The sequence below is a fragment of the Streptomyces sp. NPDC041135 genome, from assembly GCF_055592085.1.
This window is the reverse complement of record NZ_JBVIYZ010000011.1, coordinates 210427-230639: the sequence shown is the minus strand read 5'-3', so window position 1 is coordinate 230639 and position 20213 is coordinate 210427. Positions and strand designations below refer to the sequence as shown.

The window sequence follows — 20213 nt, the reverse complement described above, 5'->3', positions numbered from 1 at the left end:
TGACGGGTGGGCGCGTAGCGCCTCGTTGGGGGGTGGTGGTCGGGTGACGGGTGGGCGGGTGGGCGCGTAGCGCCTCGTTGCAGGGCCGTGGCCCGGTGAGGCGAGGGGTCCGCCGGTGGAGTGGTTCCGGTTGCGTAACCGCACCCCTGCCGTGAGCGTTGTCCGTGCGGAAGGTTAATCTGCTGATCAGTCAGTTGCGGACACTCATGGGGTTGGGAGGTCGGCATGGCGGCGCTCGCCTGGTTGCTGATTCCGCTGGTGGCTGGGATCGGTGCCGGTCTGTGGGGAAGTTGGGCCGGCCGGACCCGGAAGGCCCGCAGCGACGGTCCCGAGCTGGACGGGTACGCCCGCTTCCGCGCGGCGATGGAGAAGTCCCACCCGGGCGTGTGAGGCCCGCGCTCCGGGGTGCCCTGACGGTGCGCTGACAGAGCCGTCCCGTACTGTCGTGGCATGCCACGCCGCACCGCGACGATGCTCGCCTCCACCCTGATGCTGATCGCGCTCCTGTGCGCGGGAGTGCTCATTCCCGTGCCGTACGCGGAGATGTCCCCGGGTCCGACGGTGAACACGCTCGGGGACCACGACGGCGAGCCGGTGCTGCAGATCTCCGGACGCCGGACCTACCCGACCTCCGGAAACCTGAACATGACCACCGTCAGGGTCACCAGCGCCGACTTCCGGATGAACCTGGTGGAGGCGGTGTACGGGTGGCTGGCCCACGACAGCAAGATCGTGCCGCACGACACCCTCTACCCGGACGGCAAGACGGAGGAGCAGTCGACCCAGGAGAACGCCGAGGAGTTCAGCCAGTCCCAGGAGAGCGCCAAGGTCGCCGCCCTGAAGCAGCTGGACGTCCCGGTGAAGTCCTGGGTGATCGTCTCCACCGTGGTCAAGGGCTCCCCGGCCGAGGGCAGGCTGCACGCCGGTGACGTGATCAAGGCCGTCGACGGCACGGCGGTCAAGCAGCCGTCCGACGTGGCCAAGCTGGTGACCGAGCACAAGCCCGGGCAGGACGTCGTCTTCACCGTCGTGCCCGCCAAGGAGCAGGCCGCCGCCGAGAAGGCGCACCGGACGGCGACCGCGACCCAGAAGGTCACCATCACCACGACGGCCTCCGACGACGGCGGCACCAAGCGCGCCATCGTCGGCATCTCCGCCGGGACCGACCACACCTTCCCGTTCATCATCGACATCAAGCTCGCCGACGTGGGCGGACCCAGCGCCGGACTGATGTTCGCCCTCGGGATCTACGACAAGCTCACCCCGGGCAGCCTCACGGGCGGCACCTTCGTCGCCGGCACCGGCACCATCGACGACGCCGGCACGGTCGGGCCGATCGGCGGGATCGAGATGAAGACCGTCGGCGCGCGCAGCAAGGGCGCCCGGTACTTCCTGACGCCCGCCGACAACTGCGCGGCCGCCGCCAAGGACACCCCGAGCGGCCTGACCCTGGTCAAGGTCAAAACGATCAAGGACGCGCTCGGCGCCCTGAAGGACATCCGCGGCGGCGACACCGCCGCACTGCCGCGGTGCACCGCCAAGGGCTGACGCACACGCGCGTACGCGGCCGGGGGCGCCCCGCGCGCGGCGCCCCCGGCGCCGTACCGCCGACCCGCGGGGCGGGCCGTGCGGCCGCCCGGGCGGGAGCCGGGCCGGGGTGTCAGTCCTCGAAGGTCGCCGCCAGGGCGTCCGCGAGGCCGGGGACCAGGTCGGGGCCGGTCAGGACCTCGGTCGGGGAGTCCTTCTCGCGCAGGCGCAGCGCCGACTCACGGGAGCCGTCGCGCAGCACCGCGACGGTCATCCGGACCTCCTGGCGCTCGGGGTGCTCCGCCACCCACTTCGTCAGCCGGGCGCCGCTCAGGCCCTGGGGAACCTGCGCCTCGGCGGACGGCGGCAGCATCAGGCGCTCCACCGTGAGCGCGCAGCCGGCCACCGCGTCGGGCCAGGCGATGGTGCCGAGGAAGTCGTCCAGCGGCTTGTCCGCGGCGATCTCCTCCTGCTCGATCGGGGTGAGGCCGGTGGTCTGGGGCTCGTCCTCCAGGCCGAGCTGAGCCGCGAGCGAGGGCTCCTGGGCCCGCAGCCGTGCGGTGTCTACGAGGGCGAAGAGGCGAGCGGGCTGGTCCCAGCCGAGGCCGGAGGCGTACTCGTCGATCTCGAGTACGGCCCGGGTGAGCGGGTTCGCTGCCATGGGAGTGTTGGACATGGTCACAATCCTGCCTCGTTCAGGGCCGGAATCGGGAACCGAGTAAACCCTGAGTAAGTTGCATAGGTGTGGACCCTCGATCACCGGGGACCACGGACGGTCCACGACAACGGGGACCTGACGGACCGACAGCGACTTCGAGGTGCGCACCTTGGCTTTCCAGATGCCCGACCGCGGCGGCGGCCCGACGGGGCCACGGATCAGAGCGGGCCGCCCGTCCCGGCGTGTCCGGACCCTGCTCATGACACTGGGCGTCCTCGCCGTGCTCGGCATGGCGTTCACCATGTTCGCGGGTTTCTGGACGGACTGGCTCTGGTACCGGTCGGTGCACTACTCGTCCGTGTTCACCACCACCCTGTGGACGAAGATCGGGCTGTTCTTCGTCTTCGGTCTGCTGATGGCGGTCGCGGTCGGGCTGAACATCTGGCTGGCGCACCGGCTGCGGCCCCCGCTGAGTGCCATGTCCATGGAGCAGCAGAGCCTGGACCGCTACCGGATGGGCATCGCGCCGTACAAGACGTGGCTGCTGCTGGGCGTGACCGCCCTCGTCGGGCTGATCGCGGGTGCCTCGGCGTCCAGCCAGTGGCGCACCTGGCTGATGTGGGTCAACGGCGTGCCCTTCCACCAGAAGGACCCGCAGTTCCACCTCGACGTGTCCTTCTACGCCTTCGATCTTCCCTGGTACCGGTTCCTGCTGGGCTTCGGGTTCGCCGCCGCGATCCTGTCCCTGATCGCCGCCGCGCTCACCCACTACCTGTACGGCGGCCTGCGCATCACCAGCCCGGGCGCGCGTGCCACCGCCGCCGCCACGGGCCACCTGTCGGTGCTGCTGGGGATCTTCGTCGCCCTGAAGGCGGTCGCCTACTGGCTCGACCGGTACGGGCTGGCGGTGAAGTCCAGCGACTTCAAGGCCACCGACAACTGGACGGGCCTGCGGTACGTCGACGCCAACGCCTACCTGCCGGCCAAGACGATCCTGTTCTGCATCGCGGTGATCTGCGCGCTGCTGTTCTTCGCCACCCTGTGGCGGCGCACCTGGCAGCTGCCCGTCATCGGCTTCGGCCTGATGGTCCTCTCGGCGATCCTCATCGGCGGGCTCTACCCGGCGATCGTCCAGAAGTTCCAGGTCCAGCCCAACGAGCAGGCCAAGGAAGCGCCGTACGTCCAGAAGAACCTCAAGGCGACCCGCGAGGCGTACGGCATCGACGACACCAAGGTCACCGAGTACGCGGGCAAGAGCACCACCACGGACCGGACGAAGCTGCGCGACGACGTCGGCTCCGCCGCCAGCATCCGCATCCTGGACCCGAACATCGTCTCGCCGACGTTCCAGCAGCTCCAGCAGATGCGTAACTACTACGGGTTCCCCACCAACCTCGACGTCGACCGGTACGCCACGAAGGACGGCAAGGACCAGGACACCGTCATCGGGCTGCGTGAGCTGGACCTCACCGGCGTCCCGAAGAACAACTGGATCAACGACCACTTCCGGTACACCCACGGCTACGGCGTGGTCGCCGCCAAGGGCACCGAGGCCGACTCCGAGGGCCGTCCGGTCTTCACCGAGTACGACCTGCCCTCCAAGGGCGACCTGGGCACGTACCAGCAGCGCGTCTACTACGGCGAGAAGACCACCACGTACTCGATCGTCGGCGGTCCCCAGAAGGAGATCGACTACTCCGACGACAACGGCGAGCAGACCACCAGTTACGCCGGCACCAGCGGCGTCAACCTCGCCAACCCGGTCAACCGGGCCGCGTACGCGCTGGCGTTCAACGAGCCGCAGATCCTCTACTCGGGCGCGATCGGCAAGGGCTCGCGCATCCTGTACAACCGCACGCCCAAGGAGCGGGTCGAGGCGGTCGCCCCCTGGCTGACCATCGACGGCGACGCCTACCCGGCGGTGGTGAACCACAGGATCCAGTGGATCGTCGACGCGTACACCACGACGAACGGCTATCCGTACGCCTCCCGGACGACCCTGGGCGACACGACGGCCGACTCGCTGACCGCCACCAACAACTCCCGCGCGGTGGTGGCCCAGCAGAACCAGGTCAACTACATCCGCAACTCCGTGAAGGCGACCGTCGACGCCTACACCGGTGAGGTGAAGCTGTACCAGTGGGACACCGAGGACCCGGTGCTGAAGACCTGGATGAAGGCCTTCCCCGGCACGGTGCAGCCCCGGACCGCGATCTCGCAGGCGCTGATGGACCACCTGCGCTACCCGCAGGACCTGTTCAAGGTGCAGCGCGAGCTGCTCACCCGCTACCACGTGACGGACGCGCAGACCTTCCTCACCGGCAGCGAGGTGTGGCAGGTGCCCGACGACCCGACCAACAAGTCGGGCAACGCGGTGCCGCCGTACTACGTGAGCATGAAGATGCCCGACCAGTCGGCGCAGGCGTTCTCGCTGTCGACGACGTTCACGCCCAACGGGCGCGACAACCTCAGCGCGTTCATGACCGTCGACGCCGAGGCCGGGACCGGTGACTACGGCAAGATCAGAATTCTGAAACTGCCGACGAGCACCACGGTCGACGGGCCCAAACAGGTGCAGAGCCAGTTCAACTCCGAACAGGACATCGCCGCGGCCATCAAGCTCCTCAAGGGCGGCGACTCCGACATCGAGTACGGCAATCTGCTGACCGTGCCGCTGGACGGAGGACTGCTCTACGTGGAGCCGGTCTACGTACGCGGCGGCGGCCTCAAGTACCCGTTGCTGCGCAAGGTGCTGGTGACCTACGAGGGCGAGACCGCCTTCGAGAACACCCTGGGCGAGGCGCTGGACAAGGTGTTCGGCGTGAAGGGTCCCGTCACCACGCCACCGGAGAACGACACGGGCAACCCGCCGACGTCCGCCAACCCGACCGTCCAGGAGGCCCTGACCGACGCCCAGAAGGCCTTCGACGCGGGGCAGGAGGCCCTGAGGAAGCCGGACTGGGAGGCGTACGCCAAGGCGCAGAAGGACCTGGAGGCGGCGCTGAAGCGGGCCGAGGAGGCGCAGGACAAGGCCGACAAGAAGGCCGGCACGAGCGCCACCCCGAGCGCCAGTCCCAGCAGTAGCCCCAGCGCCAGTCCCAGCGAGGGCTCGGGAGGCTAGCGGCTGAGAGCAGTGGCTGAGGGGAGAGGCTGAGGAGGCCGCTGGTCAGGGGCCCCCTCCGCGCCGTGGTACGGTTACGAAGCAAACGGCGCGGGGTGGAGCAGCTCGGTAGCTCGCTGGGCTCATAACCCAGAGGTCGCAGGTTCAAATCCTGTCCCCGCTACTGCCATCGAAGGCCCGGATCCCTTGAGGATCCGGGCCTTCGTGATGTTCGGACGAGGGCGGCGAACGCATGTGCCGATGCGCACAGGCGCCGCGCCGCTGGGGGGAGTTGGGCGATCCGTGTTTGACTTGTCTCTCTGTGGGCATGTCGACAAAACGCTGAAGTGACCTCACGGGCTGCGGTATACCGGGTGTACCCAGGTTGCAGGTGGTGCGACGATGGACGTTATGGGGGACAAGGCAACTCTGTTCGGGACAGGGCGATTTGTGCAGCCTTCCGGTGCGGAACCCTCCCAGGACGAGATGGGGGAGGCCGCCGAGGAAGTACGTCTGCGACTCGCCGCGCAGGCCGGCGACGTCGAGGCGACGAGCGTGCTCGGCGCCCTGCTGCTGCGCCGCGGCGATCTCGACGGAGCCGAGCCCCAGCTGCGTGCCGCCACCGCCGCCGGTGACCGGGCGGCCGCCAACAACCTGGGCGTCCTGCTGCACCAGCGCGGGTACGCCGACGAGGCCGCCGGCTGGTGGCGCATCGCCGCCGTCGCCGGTTCCGCCGCCGCCGCCCACGCGCTCGGCCGCCACCACCGCGAGCGCGGCGACGAGCCCGCCGCCGAGTACTGGTTGCGCCAGTCCGCCGAGCAGGGGCACGCGCTGGGCGCCTACGCGCTCGCCGACCTGCTGGAGCACCGCGGTGACGCCGGCGCCGGGCACTGGATGCGGGCCGCCGCCGAACGCGGGCACCGGGAGGCCGCCTACCGGCTCGCGCGCGCGATCGACCGCAGGGCCGCGGGGGACGACCCGGACCGCGCCGCCGCCCTCGAGGACGAGCCCGGGCCCGACGACGCCGCCGACGAGGCCGAGCAGTGGTACCGGCAGGCCGCCGCGCGCGGCCACCGGCGGGCCGCGCTGCACCTCGGCGCGATCCTGGAGCGGCGCGGCCTGCTGAAGGAGGCGGGGCGCTGGTACCTGACCTCCGCCAAGGACGGCGAGGCCCGGGCCGCCTGCGCGCTGGGCTTCCTGCTGCGCGACGCCGGGGACACCGAGAGTGCCGCGGTGTGGTGGCTGCGTGCCGCCCAGGACGGCGACGGCAACGCGGCCAACGCGCTGGGCGCCCTGCACGCCGAGCGCGGCGAGACGCAGACCGCCGAGCGCTGGTACCGGGCGGCCCTGGAGGCCGGGGACGACAACGGGGCGTACAACCTCGGGCTGCTCTGCGCCGAGCAGGGCCGTACCGCCCAGGCCGAGCAGTGGTACCGGCGCGCGGCCTACGCCGGGCACCGGGAGGCGGCCAACGCGCTGGCCGTCCTGCTGCTCCAGGGCGGCGACACGAGCGGCGCGGAGCCGTGGTTCTCCAAGGCGGCGGAGGCCGGCAGCGTCGACGCCGCGTTCAACCTGGGCATCCTGTACGCCGGCCGCGGCGAGGACGCCGAGGCGCTGCGCTGGTACGAGCGGGCGGCGGCCGCCGGGCACACCGAGGCGGCGCTCCAGGTCGGCATCGCCCGGCTGCGGGAGGGCGACGAGCTCGATGCCGAGCGGCACCTGCGCTGCGCGGCGGGCGGCGGGAGCCCCGAGGCGGCGTACCGGCTGGCGACCGTGCTCGACGCGCGGCGGCCGCCGGTGTCCGAGCACGAGCTGGGCGAGACGGCGCACGAGAAGACCGAGTGCGAGGAGTGGTACGAGCGGGCGGCCACGCAGGGGCACCGGCGCGCCCAGGTGCGGGTCGGGATGCTGGCGGCCGCCCGCGGCGACGTGGTCGAGGCCGCGCGCTGGTACCGGTCGGCGGCCGAGGCCGGGTCGCGCAACGGGGCGTTCAACCTCGGGCTGCTGCTGGCCCGGGAGGGGAGCGAGCCGGAGGCGGCGGTGTGGTGGAAGCGGGCCGCCGACGCCGGGCACGGACGGGCGGCGCTCCGGCTGGCCCTGCTCTACGCGCGTCGCGGTGAGCTGGCGGAGGGCCAGCGCTGGGCCGACCTGGCGGTGGCGCTGGGGCCGGTCGAGGTGGCGGAACGGGCGGGCCGGCTGCGGGACGCGCTGCGGGAGGAGCTGTCGGCCTGAGACGCGCCCCGGGACGTGCGGGAACGTGACCCCGGCCACTCGCCCCGGTATTGATTTGCTTCCCCTCCCTCCCCTCGCGTACTGTCGTGTTTACCGACGCGGGGTGGAGCAGCTCGGTAGCTCGCTGGGCTCATAACCCAGAGGTCGCAGGTTCAAATCCTGTCCCCGCTACTGAAGGCCGAGGGCCGGAATCCAGACATGGGTTCCGGCCCTCGGCTTTTTGGCGCGCACGGTGGCTGCCGCCCGAGGCCGCGCACGCGGAAGCCCCGGTGCCGCAAGGGCGCCGGGGCTTCCGGGGGAGTGAGGGGGCCGGCTAGGCCGATGCGCAGGCGGGGCACAGGCCGCGGTACGTCACCTCGACGTCCGAGACCGCGAAGCCGAAGCGCTCCGAGTCGGGGAGGTCGGCGAGCGGGTTGCCGACCGGATGGACGTCGCGGATCGCGCCGCACCGGGCGCAGACCAGGTGGTGGTGCGGCTGGTGTGCGTTCGGGTCGTAGCGCTTGGCGCGCTGGTCCGTGCTGACCTCGAGCACCTCGCCCAGGGTGACCAACTCGCCCAGCGTGTTGTAGACGGTGGCCCGGGAGATCTCGGGCAGCTTGGCGACGGCGCGTGCGTGCACCTCGTCGGCCGTCAGGTGGACGTGCTCGCCGTCCAGGACCTCGGCCACCACGCGTCGCTGCGCGGTCATGCGCCACCCGCGTCCGCGCAGCCGTTCCAGAAGGTCGCTCATGAGCACCAGCCTAACAGCTAGGAGGACCAGGTCCCGAACAAGTGTGACTTTGGATCGACATTTGACTTAGACAATGTCCATTGTAGGATCGAGAGTGGATTTGACCCGTGGACAGGATTGGTCAGGCATGACGCTGGAGGCGCACGTGACGCAGGGACCGCTCACTACGGAGGCCGGTGCACCGGTTGCCGACAACCGGAACAGCGAGACCGCGGGCGTCGGCGGCCCGGTGCTCGTCCAGGACCAGTTGCTGCTGGAGAAGCTGGCCCACTTCAACCGGGAGCGCATCCCGGAGCGGGTCGTGCACGCCCGGGGCGCCGGTGCGTACGGCACCTTCACCGTCACCGCCGACGTCACGCGCTACACCCGCGCCGCGTTCCTCTCCGAGGTCGGCAAGCGGACGGAGACGTTCCTGCGCTTCTCGACCGTGGCGGGCAACTTGGGCGCGGCGGACGCCGTGCGCGACCCGCGCGGCTTCGCGCTGAAGTTCTACACCGAGGAGGGCAACTACGACCTCGTCGGCAACAACACCCCGGTCTTCTTCATCCGGGACGCCATCAAGTTCCCCGACTTCATCCACACCCAGAAGCGCGACCCGTACACGGGCAGCCAGGAGGCGGAGAACGTCTGGGACTTCTGGAGCCTGTCGCCGGAGTCGACCCACCAGGTGACCTGGCTGTTCGGCGACCGCGGCATCCCGGCGTCCTACCGGCACATGGACGGCTTCGGCTCGCACACCTACCAGTGGAACAACGAGGCGGGCGAGGCCTTCTGGGTCAAGTACCACTTCAAGACCGACCAGGGCATCAGGAACCTCACCGCCGCCGAGGCGGAGCTGCTCGCGGGCCGGGACCCGGACTCGCACCAGCGCGACCTGCGCCAGGCCATCGAGCGCGGCGAGTACCCGAGCTGGACGGTCGGCGTGCAGATCATGCCCGTCGCCGAGGCGGCGGCCTACCGCTTCAACCCGTTCGACCTGACCAAGGTGTGGCCGCATGCGGACTACCCGGTCATCGAGATCGGCAAGCTGGAGCTGAACCGCAACCCGGAGAACGTCTTCGCCGAGGTGGAGCAGTCGATCTTCTCCCCGGCGCACTTCGTGCCCGGTATCGGCCCGTCCCCGGACAAGATGCTCCAGGGCCGCCTCTTCGCCTACGGCGACGCCCACCGCTACCGCGTCGGCATCAACGCCGACCACTTGCCGGTGAACCGCCCGCACGCCACCGAGGCGCGCACGCACTCCCGGGACGGCTACCTGTACGACGGCCGCCACAAGGGCGCGAAGAACTACGAGCCGAACAGCTTCGGCGGCCCCGCCCAGACGGGCCGGCCGCTGTGGCAGCCGTTCGACGGCTTCACGGCTGGCACCGGCACCCACCCGACCCCGGTGCACGCCGAGGACAACGACTTCGTCCAGGCCGGCAACCTCTACCGGCTGATGTCGGAGGACGAGAAGGAGCGGCTGGTCGCCAACCTGGCGGGGTCGCTCGCCGGGGTCGGCCGCGAGGACATCGTCGACCGTGCGATCGGCAACTTCAGCCAGGCGGACGCCGACTTCGGCAAGCGGCTGGAGGCCGCCGTCCAGGCACTGCGCGCCTGATCACGCGACGCCCGGCCCTGCCAGGTGACGCCTGACACGCGACGCCTGACAGAGCAGCGCGGCGCGGCGCGGCCGGTGGGCCGGTCCCCTCGCGGGGGCCGGCCCACCGGCGTGCTCAGGCGGGGGCGTGCTGCCGGGCCGGGGCCCAGCAGCGGATGATGTCGCGGACCGAGACGATGCCGGCGGGCTCGCCGCCGTCCAGCACGATCAGGTGCCGGAAGCCGCCGTGCGCCATGGCGCGGGCGGCCTCCTCCAGGGTCCAGGCCGGGGTGGCGAACACCACGTCGTTGGTGGTGTGGGCGTGGATGCGCTCGGTGTCCGGGTCCTGGCCCAGGCCGACGGAGTTGAGGATGTCGCGCTCGGTGAGGATGCCGATGGCGCCGGCCTCCGGGTCGAGCACGACGGCCGCGCCGACCCGGCGGGCGGACATCAGGGTGGCTGCCTGGCGGAGGGTGTGGGCGGGGCCGACGGTCAGGACCAGCGTGCTCATGGCGTCGCGGACGAGCATGTGGTGGAGCACCTCCTAGGGAATCCGCGCGCGTGAGGCCGTGACCCCGACGGTTGACGGATTCACAAGTTCACAAGTGGGGGGAGCCTTCAGAGTGACAGGCAAAGCGCAGGTCAACAAGAGGGCGCGCGCGGCCCGTTGAGAGCGCGCGCGACGTCCGCACCGGGTGGGGGTGCGCCCGGGCGCCCGGGCACGGACGCGAGCCGTGCGGCGGAGCCCGGGTCATGGACGTGAGCCGGACGGCGGAGCCCGGACCTGCGCGGCCGCGGCGGCTCTCATAGCCTGGTCTGGCTCGGGGAGACACGGAGGTCACTGCCATGCCCCGAACCATCTGGTCCGGCGCCATCTCGTTCGGACTGGTCACGGTGCCGATCCACGTGGTCAGCGCGACCGAGGACCACAGCGTGCGCTTCCACCAGTACCACGTCGAGGACATGGGACGGGTGCGGGTGCGCAAGGTCTGCGAACTGGAGGACCGGGAGGTCGGCCAGGACGAGATCGGCAAGGGGTACGAGCTGACCAGGACGCAGGTCGTCCCGATCACCGACGAGGAGCTGCGCAACCTGCCGCTGCCGACGGCCAAGGCGATCGAGATCGAGGCGTTCGTACCGCTGGAGTCGGTCGACCCGCTGCGCATCGGCGAGGGCTACTACCTCCAGCCGGACGGGCAGGTCGCGGCCAAGCCGTACAAGCTGCTCGCGCAGGCGCTGGGGCGCTCCTCGAAGGTGGCCGTCGCCAAGTACGCCTGGTCGGGCAGGGAGCGCCTGGGGCTGCTGCGGGTACGGGAGGGCGCACTGGTGCTGCACTCGATGCGCTGGCCGGACGAGATCCGCTCGCCCGAGGAGCTGTACCCGCCGGCGGTGGAGCTGGACGAGGACGAGATCGAGGGCGCGCTCGCCCTCATGGACACCATGACCCGCGACGACCTCGAGGGCGAGGAGTTCCACGACCGGTACACGGAGGCCGTCGCCCGGATCATCGAGGCGAAGCGGGAGCACCAGCCGCTGCCCCAGGCGCCCGAGCCGGAGCAGCCCGCGCAGGTGCTGGACCTGATGGCCGCGCTGAACGCGTCCGTGCAGCAGGCGAAGGCCTCCCGGGGGGAGGCCGCCGGCCCGGCCGAGGTGCACGAGCTGCCCGAGCCGCAGAGGAAGACCCCCGCGAAGACCGCCGCCAAGACCGCGGCCAAGACCGCCGCGAAGTCACCCGCGAAGAAGGCCACGGCCGCCGCCAAGCGCACCGCGGCGGGCGGGACCGCGGCGGCCCGGACCGCCGCCGGCGCATCCGGCCGGAAGGGCGCGAAGCGGACCGGGGACCAGGGCGGGAAACCGGCCGGGGAGCAGGCCGGGGAGCAGACGGGCCGGCAGGCCGCGAAGCGGGCGGGCGGGCGGCGGCCCCGCAGCGCCTGACCCGGCGCGGCGGACCGGTGCCGGCGCCCCCGGGGTCAGGACGTACGGCCGAGGTGGTCCAGCAGCTCGTCGTGGAGGAGCCCGTTGGAGGCGGCCGCGTTGCCGCTGTGCGGGCCCGGGCGGCCGTCGAGGCCGGTGAAGGTGCCGCCCGCCTCGGTGACGATGATCGCGTTGGCCGCCATGTCCCACAGGGACAGCTCGGGCTCGGCGCAGAAGTCGACGCTGCCCTCGGCGACCATCATGTAGGGCCAGAAGTCGCCGTACGCGCGCGTGCGCCAGACCTTGCGGGTGAGGTCGAGGAAGCCGGGGAGCCGGCCCTGCTCCTCCCAGCCGGACAGCGAGGAGTACGCGAAGGAGGCGTCCGCCAGGCCCGAGACCCCGGAGACGCGCAGCCGGCTCGCCGAGGACAGGCTGCGGCCGGTGTACGCGCCGTGGCCCTTCGCGGCCCACCAGCGGCGGCCCAGGGCGGGCGCGGAGACCAGGCCGACGACCGGCCGGTAGCCCTCCCCGCTCGCCTCCCCGCTCGTCTCACCGCCCGGGTGTGCGGGCTCGCCGTCCACCGCCTCCATCAGCGAGATCAGCGTGGCCCAGACCGGGACCCCGCGTACGTAGTTCTTCGTGCCGTCGATCGGGTCGATCACCCAGCGGCGCGGCCCGGTGCCCTCGACGCCGTACTCCTCGCCGAGGATCGCGTCGCGCGGGCGGGCCCGCTGGAGCTGACCGCGGATGATCTCCTCGGCCGCCTTGTCCGCCTCGCTCACCGGGGTCATGTCCGGTTTGGTCTCGACCTTCAGGTCGAGCGCCTTGAAGCGGGCCGTCGTCGCGGCGTCGGCCGCGTCCGCGAGGACGTGGGCGAGACGGAGGTCGTCGAGGTAATCGGGCATGGAGGCACCGTATCCGGGCGGCGCGCGGCGCAGCCACACGGGCCGGGGTGCACCGCACGTGGCGCACCGGGAGGGGGATCCGGGGCCGGGCCGTGCGGCGGTACGCGGGGCCGGAGGCGGCGGGGGCGGCTGGGACAGCGGTGGCGGTGGGGGCGGTGGCGGTGGCGGGCGGCTCGGGGCGTCCGGAAAGGCGCCCCCCGGTGCCTCCGCGAACCCTTGACAGTGCTGCGGGGCGCGTCAAATCTGGGCGCAGAGCCCCTTGCTCCAGGGAGGCGAGATGCCCGCTGCCCGGGAATCCCTGCTGGACGCCGCGTACACGGCGCTCGCCCGCAGGCCGTGGTCCGCCGTACGCATGGTGGAGGTGGCCGCGGCCGCCGGGGTGTCCCGGCAGACCCTGTACAACGAGTTCGGCAGCAAGGAGGGGCTCGCGCGGGCACTGGTGCGCCGGGAGGCCGACGGCTTCCTCGCCGGTGTCGAGCGCGCGCTCGCCGGGGCCGCCGCGCCCCGGGACCGGCTCGTCGCGACCGCCGAGTGGACCGCCTCCGCCGCCCGCGACAACGCGCTCGTCCGCGCCATGCTCACCGGCTGCTGGAACGAGCGCCTGCCCTGCCCGGCGTTCACCGTCGTGCCGTCCGCGTCGGCGGTGCCGGCCCAGCGCCGGGCCGACGGACCGCTGCCCTCGCCCGGTGACTTCGTGGCGCTCGTCCGCGACCGCGCCCTCGCCGCGCTGTGCGGACCCGGCGCGGCCGATCCGGACGCCGGTGACCTCGCCCACTGCTGCGAACTCGCCGTCCGTCTCGCCCTGTCCTGCGTCGCGGCGCCGCCGGCGGAGGGCGGCGTGGCCGGGCTGGTCAGGGGCGCGCTGCGCCGCGGCGCGGGAGCGGGACCGGACGGGCCCGGGCCGCAGGAGGGCCGGGCCCCGCGATCCGGTACTCCTAGTGCGCCGAGCCCGACAGCTGGAGGCCGATCACGCCCACGATGACCAGGCTGATCGAGACGATCTTCAGGGTGGACACCAGGTCGCCGAGGAAGACCATGCCGTAGATGGCGGTTCCGGCCGCGCCGATGCCGGTCCACACCGCGTAGGCGGGGCCCACGTCCAGCTTGCGCAGGGAGAGCGTGAGCAGGCCGAAGCTGCCGAGGGCGAAGGAGGCGAAGGCGATCGTCGGCCACAGCCGGGTGAATCCGTGCGAGAGCTTGAGGCAGACGGCGAAGCCGGTCTCCAGCATCCCGGCCACGACGACCAGCAGCCACGCCATGTGCTGTCCTCTCGTACGCCCGGATCTCCGGCTCGGTGCGATTATGCACTTACCTGCGGTCGGCCCACCCGAAACAACGCGGCGCTCAGTCGCCGTCCGTGCGCTCCCGCGTGGACAGCAGCCGGCGCAGCGAGTACAGCCGGGCCGGGTCGGCGTGCCCCTCGGCCACCCAGGCGTCCAGTGCGCAGTCCGGCTCGTCGTGACTGCACGCGCGCGGGCAGCCCTCGGTGCCGGGTTGCAGGTCGGGGAAGGCGTTGATGACCCGGGAGGGGTCCACGTGGTGCAGGCCGAAGGAGCGCACGCCCGGCGTGTCGATGACCCAGCCGTCGTCGCCCGACAGGGGCAGCGCCAGCGCCGAGGTGGTGGTGTGCCGGCCGCGTCCTGTCACGGCGTTGACGTGCCCGGTCGAACGGCGTAGCTCCAGCGGCACCAGCGCGTTGACCAGGGTCGTCTTACCGACACCGGAGTGCCCGACGAACGCCGTGCTCTTTCCGGCGAGCTGCTCGCGCACCCGGGCCACCGCGGAGCCGTTCTCCAGCTCCTCCCGGCTGGTGACGACGTAGGGGATGTCCAGGGCGCCGTACAGCTCCAGGAGCTTGTCCGGCGGGGCCAGGTCGGACTTGGTCAGCACCAGCAGGGGCGTCAGACCGCCGTCGAAGGCCGCCACCAGGCAGCGGTCGATCAGCCGCGGCCGGGGCTCGGGGTCGGCGAGCGCGGTGACGATGGCGAGCTGGTCGGCGTTGGCGACGACGACCCGCTCGTAGGGGTCGTCGTCGTCGGCCGTGCGGCGCAGCACCGAGGTGCGCTCCGCGATGCGGACGATCCGCGCGAGGGTGTCCTTCTGGCCGGACAGGTCGCCGACCAGGGCGACCCGGTCGCCCACCACGGCCGCCTTGCGACCCAGCTCGCGGGCCTTCATCGCCAGCACCGGGCGGCCGTCGACGAGGCAGGTCAGCCGGCCCCGGTCGACGGTGAGGACCATGCCCTCGGCCGCGTCCTCGTGCTTGGGCCGGATGGTGGTCCGCGGCCGGTTGCCCTTGCGGTTGGGACGGGAGCGGATGTCGTCCTCGTCGGTGTGCTTGCCGTAACGGCGCATCGCGGTGTGTCCCCTACGCCCCGTCGCCCCTGTCGCTCCCGAACATCCGGGTCCACAGCTCGGGGAAGTCCGGCAGGGTCTTCGCGGTCGTCGCCACGTTCTCGATCCGCACCCCGTCGACCGCGAGGCCGATGATCGCACCGGCCGTCGCCATGCGGTGGTCCTCGTAGGTGTGGAAGGTGCCGCCGTGCAGCGGGCGCGGGCGGATGTGCAGGCCGTCGGCCGTCTCCGTGACGTCACCGCCCAGCTCGTTGATCTCCTTGGTCAGCGCGGCCAGCCGGTCCGTCTCGTGCAGCCGCAGATGGGCCACGCCCCGCAGGGTCGAGGGGGAGTCGGCGAGGGCGGCGACCGCGGCGATGCCGGGGGTCAGCTCGCCGACGTCACCGAGGTCGACATCGATGCCGTGCACCGCGCCGGACCCGGTGAACACCAGGCCGTAGTCGGTCAGTTCGCAGGAACCACCCATCTCGGTGAAGATCTCCCGCAGCCGGTCACCCGGCTGGGTCGTGCGCTCCGGCCAGTCCGGGACGATCACCTTGCCGCCGGTGACCAGGGCCGCCGCCAGGAACGGCTGGGCGTTCGACAGGTCCGGCTCGATCGTCAGGTCCCGGCCGAGCAGCGCGCCCGGGGTGACCCGCCAGACGTTCGGCTCGCCACCCGCCTCCGGGGTGTCCACCTGGGCGCCGACCGCGCGCAGCATGTCGACGGTCATCCGGATGTGCGGCACGGACGGCAGCGTGGCACCGGTGTGCCGGACCTCGACGCCCTGGTTGAAGCGCGGTCCCGACAGCAGCAGCGCGGAGACGAACTGGGACGACGAGGACGCGTCGACCGACACCGGGCCGCCGTCCAGCGCCCCGCCGCCGTGCACGGTGAGCGGCAGCGAGCCCCGGCCGTCGTCGTCGATGCGCGCGCCGAGCACCCGCAGCGCGTCGATCACCCCGTTCAGGGGCCGCTCGTAGGAGCGCGGGTCCCCGTCGAAGCGGACGGGGCCGTCGGCCAGCGTGGCGACCGGCGGCAGGAAGCGCATCACGGTGCCCGCGTTGCCGACGTCGACCGAGACCGGGCCGCGCAGGACAGCCGGGATCACCCGCCAGGCCTCGCCCGTGCCGTCGGGGCCGACGCCCTCCTCGATGCCGACGCCCAACGCGCGCAGTGCGGCCGCCATCAGCAGCGTGTCGCGGGAGCGCAGCGGGCGGCGCAGCCAGCCGGGCTCCGAGGCGAGGGCGGCGAGGATCAGCGCGCGGTTGGTGACCGACTTGGACCCGGGCACGTGGACCGTCGCGTCGACGGCTCCGCTCGCGTGCGGGGCGGGCCAGAGGGCGGGGTTTTCGGGCATGGGGCCACTCTATAAGGAGGCCGTCGTCCCGGTGCGGTGCCGTCCGGCCGGACAGGACGGCAACAGGACGTAGGGCCTGTCGTTCGGATCATGTCGGCGTCGCGGGGCGTGGCACGCACATCTGCGGCGTTGTCGTCGGTCCTCGACGCTCCGCGTCGACTCCCTCCTCCGCCTTGCGGCTGCACGCGCCACGCCCCGCTCGGGTCGGCCGAGAGGCGCGGTTCCGCTCAGCCGACCTGATCCGAACGACAGGCCCTAGCCCTCCAGCAGCCAGCGGCCGCCGCCGATGAGCGAGCACAGGGACACCGCGTGGAACAGGAACAGCCACAGCCCCGCGGGGACATGGGTCAGCCGGGACAGCTGGTCCGCGTCCGAGTCGCCGGCGCCGCCGCCCGACCGCTTCGCCTGGAGCTCGAAGGCCGGCCTGACCCCGCCGAACAGCAGGAACCACACCACCGCGTACGCGAACGCCGCCTGCACCTGGGGCCCGGCCAGCCAGGACACCAGCAGGAAGGCGCCGCCCGTCAGCACCACGGTCAGCACGCCGTAGGCGTTGCGGATCATCACCAGCATGGCCACCAGCAGCGCGGTCGCCGCCCACAGCAGCAGCGTGATGCGACCCGTGGCCAGCAGGGCGGCCCCGCCGAGGCCCAGCAGCGGGGGAGCGGTGTACCCGGCCGCCGCGGTGAGGATCATGCCGAGGCCGTGCGGCTTGCCGCGGCTGAGGGTCAGGCCGCTGGTGTCGGAGTGCAGGCGTATCCCGGTCAGGGTGCGGCCGGTGAGCAGCGCCAGCAGGCCGTGGCCGCCCTCGTGCGCGATGGTGATGGCGTTGCGGGACAGGCGCCACAGCGGGTGCGGGACGACCACGGCCAGCGCGGCGGCCAGGGTGGCCAGCACCACCCACAGATCGGGGTCGGGCTGGGTGCCCGTCAGCCGGTCCCAGAGGCCGGGCAGCGCGAGGGCGGCGAGGCTGTCCATGGTCTGCGGTGACTCCGTTTCGTCGGGTGCCCCCGAGTGCGGCGGGGTGCGGCGGGTCCGCCGCGTCCGGCAGGTGCGCGGGGTGCGGCGGGTTCGGTGGGCGGGTGGTCGGGGGGCGGGCGGGCCTGGCAGTGTGACACGTATGTGCGGACGGTATGCATCCAGTCGTGGGCCCGAGGATCTCGCGGAAATCTTCGAGATCGAGAAGTGGGAGCCCGAGGAGACCTTGGAACCGGACTACAACGTGGCCCCCACCAAGCAGGTCCACGCCGTCCTGGACCGCCCGGTGAAGGACACCGGCAGCCTGCGCCCGGTCCGGCAGCTGCGCAGGCTCACCTGGGGGCTGGTGCCCTCCTGGGCGAAGACGCCCGAGGGCGGCGCCCGGATGATCAACGCCCGCGCCGAGACCGTCCACGAGAAGCCCGCCTACCGGCGCGCCTTCGCCGCCCGGCGCTGCGTCGTGCCCGCCGACGGCTACTACGAGTGGGTCACCGGCGAGCAGGAGCGGCAGCTGGAGACCGAGGGCAGGCGCAAGCGGCCCCGCAAGCAGCCGTACTTCGTGCTGCCCGCCGACGGCGCCGTGTTCGCGATGGCCGGCCTGTACGAGTTCTGGCGGGACCGGACCCTGCCCGACGACCACCCGCGGGCCTGGTGGGTCACCTGCTCGGTGATCACCACCGAGGCGGAGCGGACCCCGCTGGCCGGCGCCCCCGCCGAGGGCCCGCGCTCGCTGGCCGACATCCACCCCCGGATGCCGCTGATGCTCACCCCGGACCGCTGGGACGCCTGGCTGGACCCCGGCCGCACCGACCCGGACGAGCTGCGCGGCCTGCTGACCCCGCCCCCGCCCGGCCTGCTGCGCGCGTACCCGGTCTCCACGGCCGTCAGCAACGTCCGCAACAACGGCCCGGAGCTGCTGAAGGAGCTGGCGGCGCCGGAGGAGGGCACACTCTTCTAGCGTGATCGAAACTGTCGAGACCGAGGCCGGGACCGCGCGCGTGACCTGGCACGAGGCGAAGGACGCGCGGCTGGTGCTGGCGGTGGGCCACGGCGCCGGCGGCGGTGTCGGGGCACGCGACCTCCAGGCGCTCGCCCGGGTGCTGCCCGGGCACGGCGTCACCGTGGCCCTCGTCGAGCAGCCCTGGCGGGTGGCGGGCCGGAAGGTCGCGCCCGCGCCGAAGACCCTGGACACCGGCTGGCGCGGGGTGTGGCCCACGCTCGCCGCGCCCGGGCTGCCAGTGGTCTCCGGCGGGCGCAGCGCCGGCGCCCGGGTCGCCTGCCGCACCGCCGCCGCACTGGGCGCGCACGCCGTGCTCGCGCTGAGCTTCCCGCTGCACCCGCCGGGCCGGCCGGAGAAGTCCCGGGCAGCGGAACTGCTCGGCGCGGGGGTGCCCACCCTGGTGGTCCAGGGCGGCAACGACCCCTTCGGCCGGCCCGCGGAGTTCCCCGAAGGGCCGTACGAGCTGGTCGGGGTGGCGGAGGGCGACCACGGCCTCGCGGTGCCCAAGCGGGCCGGGATCACGCAGGAGCAGGCGCTTCAGGCCGTGACCGGGGCCGTCGTGCGGTGGCTGGCGTCACTCGGGTGACGCGGGGGAATGCCGCGCGGCGGGTCACTGTTGTGCCGGACAGACGTGCTGAAGAACCGGCACCGACGTCCGAGGAGAGGAAGTCCGCCGCATGGGTCCGACCACATGCCCGAGCCGCAGCAGCCGCGCTGACCTGGACTGGACGGTGCTGCACGCGGCCAAGACCGCTCCGATTCGAGCGGCGGCGGGACCGGGTCGTGTTCTATCCTCCGAAACGAGTGGGGCCGGTCTCGGTCCCGCCCGGGATCTTGAGGAGGTGGGTCCGGTCACTGGGACCGACGCAGGGACCGACAACGGCCAGGCGGAGCAGCCCGAGGGCCAGGGCATGAGCGCGGGCGCGGGCACGGAGTCGACCGCGCAGCGCAGCGCGCGCTTCGAGCGCGACGCGCTCGAGTTCCTCGACCAGATGTACTCGGCCGCGCTGCGCATGACGCGCAACCCGGCCGACGCCGAGGACCTGGTGCAGGAGACGTACGCCAAGGCGTACGCGTCCTTCCACCAGTTCCGGGAGGGCACCAACCTCAAGGCGTGGCTGTACCGGATCCTCACCAACACGTTCATCAACTCCTACCGCAAGAAGCAGCGCGAACCGCAGCGCTCCGCCGCGGAGGAGATCGAGGACTGGCAGCTCGCGCGCGCCGAGTCGCACATGTCGACGGGTCTGCGCTCCGCCGAGTCGCAGGCGCTCGACCACCTGCCCGACTCGGACGTGAAGTCGGCGCTGCAGGCGATCCCCGAGGAATTCCGCATCGCCGTCTACCTCGCCGATGTAGAGGGCTTTGCGTACAAGGAGATCGCGGACATCATGGGGACACCCATCGGTACGGTGATGTCCCGGCTGCACCGGGGCCGCCGGCAACTGCGCGGCATGCTGGAGGACTACGCCCGTGAGCGCGGGCTGGTCCCGGCGGGCGCCGGGGAGTCGAACGAAGCGAAAGGCTCGGGCTCATGAGCTGCGGAGAGCCGCACGAGACGGACTGCAGTGAGGTGCTGAACCACCTCTACGAGTTCCTCGACAGTGAGATGCCGGACGTCGACCGCGACAAGTTCCAGCACCACTTCGAGGAGTGCTCGCCCTGTCTCGAGAAGTACGGTCTGGAGCAGGCCGTGAAGAAGCTGGTCAAGCGGTGCTGCGGGCACGACGACGTACCGAGCGACCTGCGTGCCAAGGTGCTGGGTCGGATCGACCTGATCCGCTCCGGGCACGCGGTGCCCGAGCACGACGTGACGGCGACCCCTCAGGTGACGTCCCCCGAGTCGTGACCGCCGCCCGGTGACCGCCGCCGGTTGACGGCCGGCCCGGCCGCCTG

The 20213-nt window shown here is 72.4% G+C and carries 19 protein-coding genes and 2 tRNA genes; 13 read left to right on the top strand and 8 right to left on the bottom strand.

Translation table 11 applies throughout. The features are described 5' to 3' along the window. Positions 1 to 225 precede the first annotated feature (225 nt). Together ACZ6CZ_RS25125 and ACZ6CZ_RS25120 are read left to right on the top strand one after the other, a co-directional pair. Entirely contained in the window at positions 226 to 390 is a 165-nt protein-coding gene (locus ACZ6CZ_RS25125; protein ID WP_469025158.1) for a hypothetical protein, read from the top strand. A gap of 60 nt (positions 391 to 450) precedes the next feature. After that, positions 451 to 1548 (top strand): YlbL family protein, encoded by a 1098-nt coding sequence (locus ACZ6CZ_RS25120; protein WP_469025156.1) that lies wholly within the window; start codon positions 451 to 453, stop codon positions 1546 to 1548. 112 nt (positions 1549 to 1660) lie between these two features. Here the strand turns inward: ACZ6CZ_RS25120 and ACZ6CZ_RS25115 are convergent, their stop codons facing one another. After that, positions 1661 to 2203: a PPA1309 family protein gene (locus ACZ6CZ_RS25115; RefSeq protein ID WP_469025153.1), complete on the bottom strand. Its 543-nt coding sequence runs from the start codon at positions 2201 to 2203 to the stop codon at positions 1661 to 1663. A 163-nt stretch (positions 2204 to 2366) separates the two neighbouring features. On the opposite strand from ACZ6CZ_RS25115, the gene ACZ6CZ_RS25110 reads away from it, so the two are divergent. From ACZ6CZ_RS25110 to ACZ6CZ_RS25095, 4 genes are all read left to right on the top strand, one after another. Beyond that, the gene (locus tag ACZ6CZ_RS25110) at positions 2367 to 5306 is read left to right on the top strand and encodes a UPF0182 family membrane protein (protein WP_469025266.1); all 2940 of its coding nucleotides are present in this window, start codon (positions 2367 to 2369) and stop codon (positions 5304 to 5306) included. An 89-nt stretch (positions 5307 to 5395) separates the two neighbouring features. Beyond that, a tRNA-Met gene (locus ACZ6CZ_RS25105) sits at positions 5396 to 5469 on the top strand. A 218-nt stretch (positions 5470 to 5687) separates the two neighbouring features. Continuing rightward, complete coding sequence (locus ACZ6CZ_RS25100; protein WP_469025151.1) at positions 5688 to 7517, top strand: tetratricopeptide repeat protein; 1830 nt, start codon at positions 5688 to 5690, stop codon at positions 7515 to 7517. Between the two features lie 97 nt (positions 7518 to 7614). Continuing rightward, positions 7615 to 7688 (top strand) — tRNA-Met (locus tag ACZ6CZ_RS25095). Positions 7689 to 7830: 142 nt separating this feature from the next. Here the strand turns inward: ACZ6CZ_RS25095 and ACZ6CZ_RS25090 are convergent. Beyond that, a complete protein-coding gene (locus tag ACZ6CZ_RS25090; RefSeq protein ID WP_469025149.1) occupies positions 7831 to 8247 on the bottom strand; it encodes a Fur family transcriptional regulator in 417 nt (138 codons plus the stop codon). Between the two features lie 145 nt (positions 8248 to 8392). Between ACZ6CZ_RS25090 and ACZ6CZ_RS25085 the strand changes: the two genes are divergently transcribed. Next, the gene (locus ACZ6CZ_RS25085) at positions 8393 to 9847 is read left to right on the top strand and encodes a catalase (protein WP_469025264.1); all 1455 of its coding nucleotides are present in this window, start codon (positions 8393 to 8395) and stop codon (positions 9845 to 9847) included. 115 nt (positions 9848 to 9962) lie between these two features. Here ACZ6CZ_RS25085 and ACZ6CZ_RS25080 read toward each other — a convergent pair whose 3' ends face one another. Further along, the gene (locus ACZ6CZ_RS25080) at positions 9963 to 10355 is read right to left on the bottom strand and encodes a CBS domain-containing protein (RefSeq protein ID WP_469025146.1); all 393 of its coding nucleotides are present in this window, start codon (positions 10353 to 10355) and stop codon (positions 9963 to 9965) included. A gap of 317 nt (positions 10356 to 10672) precedes the next feature. On the opposite strand from ACZ6CZ_RS25080, the gene ku reads away from it, so the two are divergent. Further along, positions 10673 to 11761 carry a non-homologous end joining protein Ku gene (ku, locus tag ACZ6CZ_RS25075; RefSeq protein ID WP_469025144.1) on the top strand — a complete coding sequence of 363 codons (1089 nt, stop codon included), beginning with the start codon at positions 10673 to 10675 and terminating at the stop codon, positions 11759 to 11761. Positions 11762 to 11796: 35 nt separating this feature from the next. Here the strand turns inward: ku and ACZ6CZ_RS25070 are convergent, their stop codons facing one another. Then, entirely contained in the window at positions 11797 to 12645 is an 849-nt protein-coding gene (locus ACZ6CZ_RS25070) for an inositol monophosphatase family protein (protein WP_469025142.1), read from the bottom strand. 277 nt (positions 12646 to 12922) lie between these two features. Between ACZ6CZ_RS25070 and ACZ6CZ_RS25065 the strand changes: the two genes are divergently transcribed. Then, the gene (locus tag ACZ6CZ_RS25065) at positions 12923 to 13627 is read left to right on the top strand and encodes a TetR/AcrR family transcriptional regulator (RefSeq protein ID WP_469025139.1); all 705 of its coding nucleotides are present in this window, start codon (positions 12923 to 12925) and stop codon (positions 13625 to 13627) included. Here ACZ6CZ_RS25065 and ACZ6CZ_RS25060 read toward each other — a convergent pair. From ACZ6CZ_RS25060 to ACZ6CZ_RS25045, 4 genes are all read right to left on the bottom strand, one after another. Continuing rightward, on the bottom strand, positions 13581 to 13904 hold the full coding sequence (locus ACZ6CZ_RS25060) for a DMT family transporter (protein ID WP_361977201.1): 324 nt from the start codon (positions 13902 to 13904) through the stop codon (positions 13581 to 13583). The genes ACZ6CZ_RS25065 and ACZ6CZ_RS25060 overlap by 47 nt on opposite strands. An 85-nt stretch (positions 13905 to 13989) precedes the next feature. Beyond that, positions 13990 to 15000 (bottom strand): ribosome small subunit-dependent GTPase A, encoded by a 1011-nt coding sequence (gene rsgA, locus ACZ6CZ_RS25055; protein WP_469025136.1) that lies wholly within the window; start codon positions 14998 to 15000, stop codon positions 13990 to 13992. Between the two features lie 13 nt (positions 15001 to 15013). Next, entirely contained in the window at positions 15014 to 16339 is a 1326-nt protein-coding gene (gene aroA / locus ACZ6CZ_RS25050; protein WP_469025133.1) for a 3-phosphoshikimate 1-carboxyvinyltransferase, read from the bottom strand. A gap of 255 nt (positions 16340 to 16594) precedes the next feature. Then, entirely contained in the window at positions 16595 to 17317 is a 723-nt protein-coding gene (locus ACZ6CZ_RS25045) for a M50 family metallopeptidase (protein ID WP_469025130.1), read from the bottom strand. A 142-nt stretch (positions 17318 to 17459) separates the two neighbouring features. Between ACZ6CZ_RS25045 and ACZ6CZ_RS25040 the strand changes: the two genes are divergently transcribed. The 4 genes from ACZ6CZ_RS25040 (at position 17460) to rsrA (ending at position 20166) form a co-directional block, all read left to right on the top strand. Then, a complete protein-coding gene (locus ACZ6CZ_RS25040) occupies positions 17460 to 18275 on the top strand; it encodes an SOS response-associated peptidase (protein WP_469025127.1) in 816 nt (271 codons plus the stop codon). 1 nt (position 18276) lies between these two features. Beyond that, a complete protein-coding gene (locus ACZ6CZ_RS25035) occupies positions 18277 to 18903 on the top strand; it encodes an alpha/beta hydrolase family protein (RefSeq protein WP_469025125.1) in 627 nt (208 codons plus the stop codon). 91 nt (positions 18904 to 18994) lie between these two features. Beyond that, positions 18995 to 19855 (top strand): sigma-70 family RNA polymerase sigma factor, encoded by an 861-nt coding sequence (locus ACZ6CZ_RS25030; RefSeq protein ID WP_469025123.1) that lies wholly within the window; start codon positions 18995 to 18997, stop codon positions 19853 to 19855. Further along, positions 19852 to 20166 (top strand): mycothiol system anti-sigma-R factor, encoded by a 315-nt coding sequence (gene rsrA / locus ACZ6CZ_RS25025; RefSeq protein ID WP_469025120.1) that lies wholly within the window; start codon positions 19852 to 19854, stop codon positions 20164 to 20166. The genes ACZ6CZ_RS25030 and rsrA overlap by 4 nt, the downstream gene beginning before the upstream one ends. Positions 20167 to 20213 lie beyond the last annotated feature (47 nt).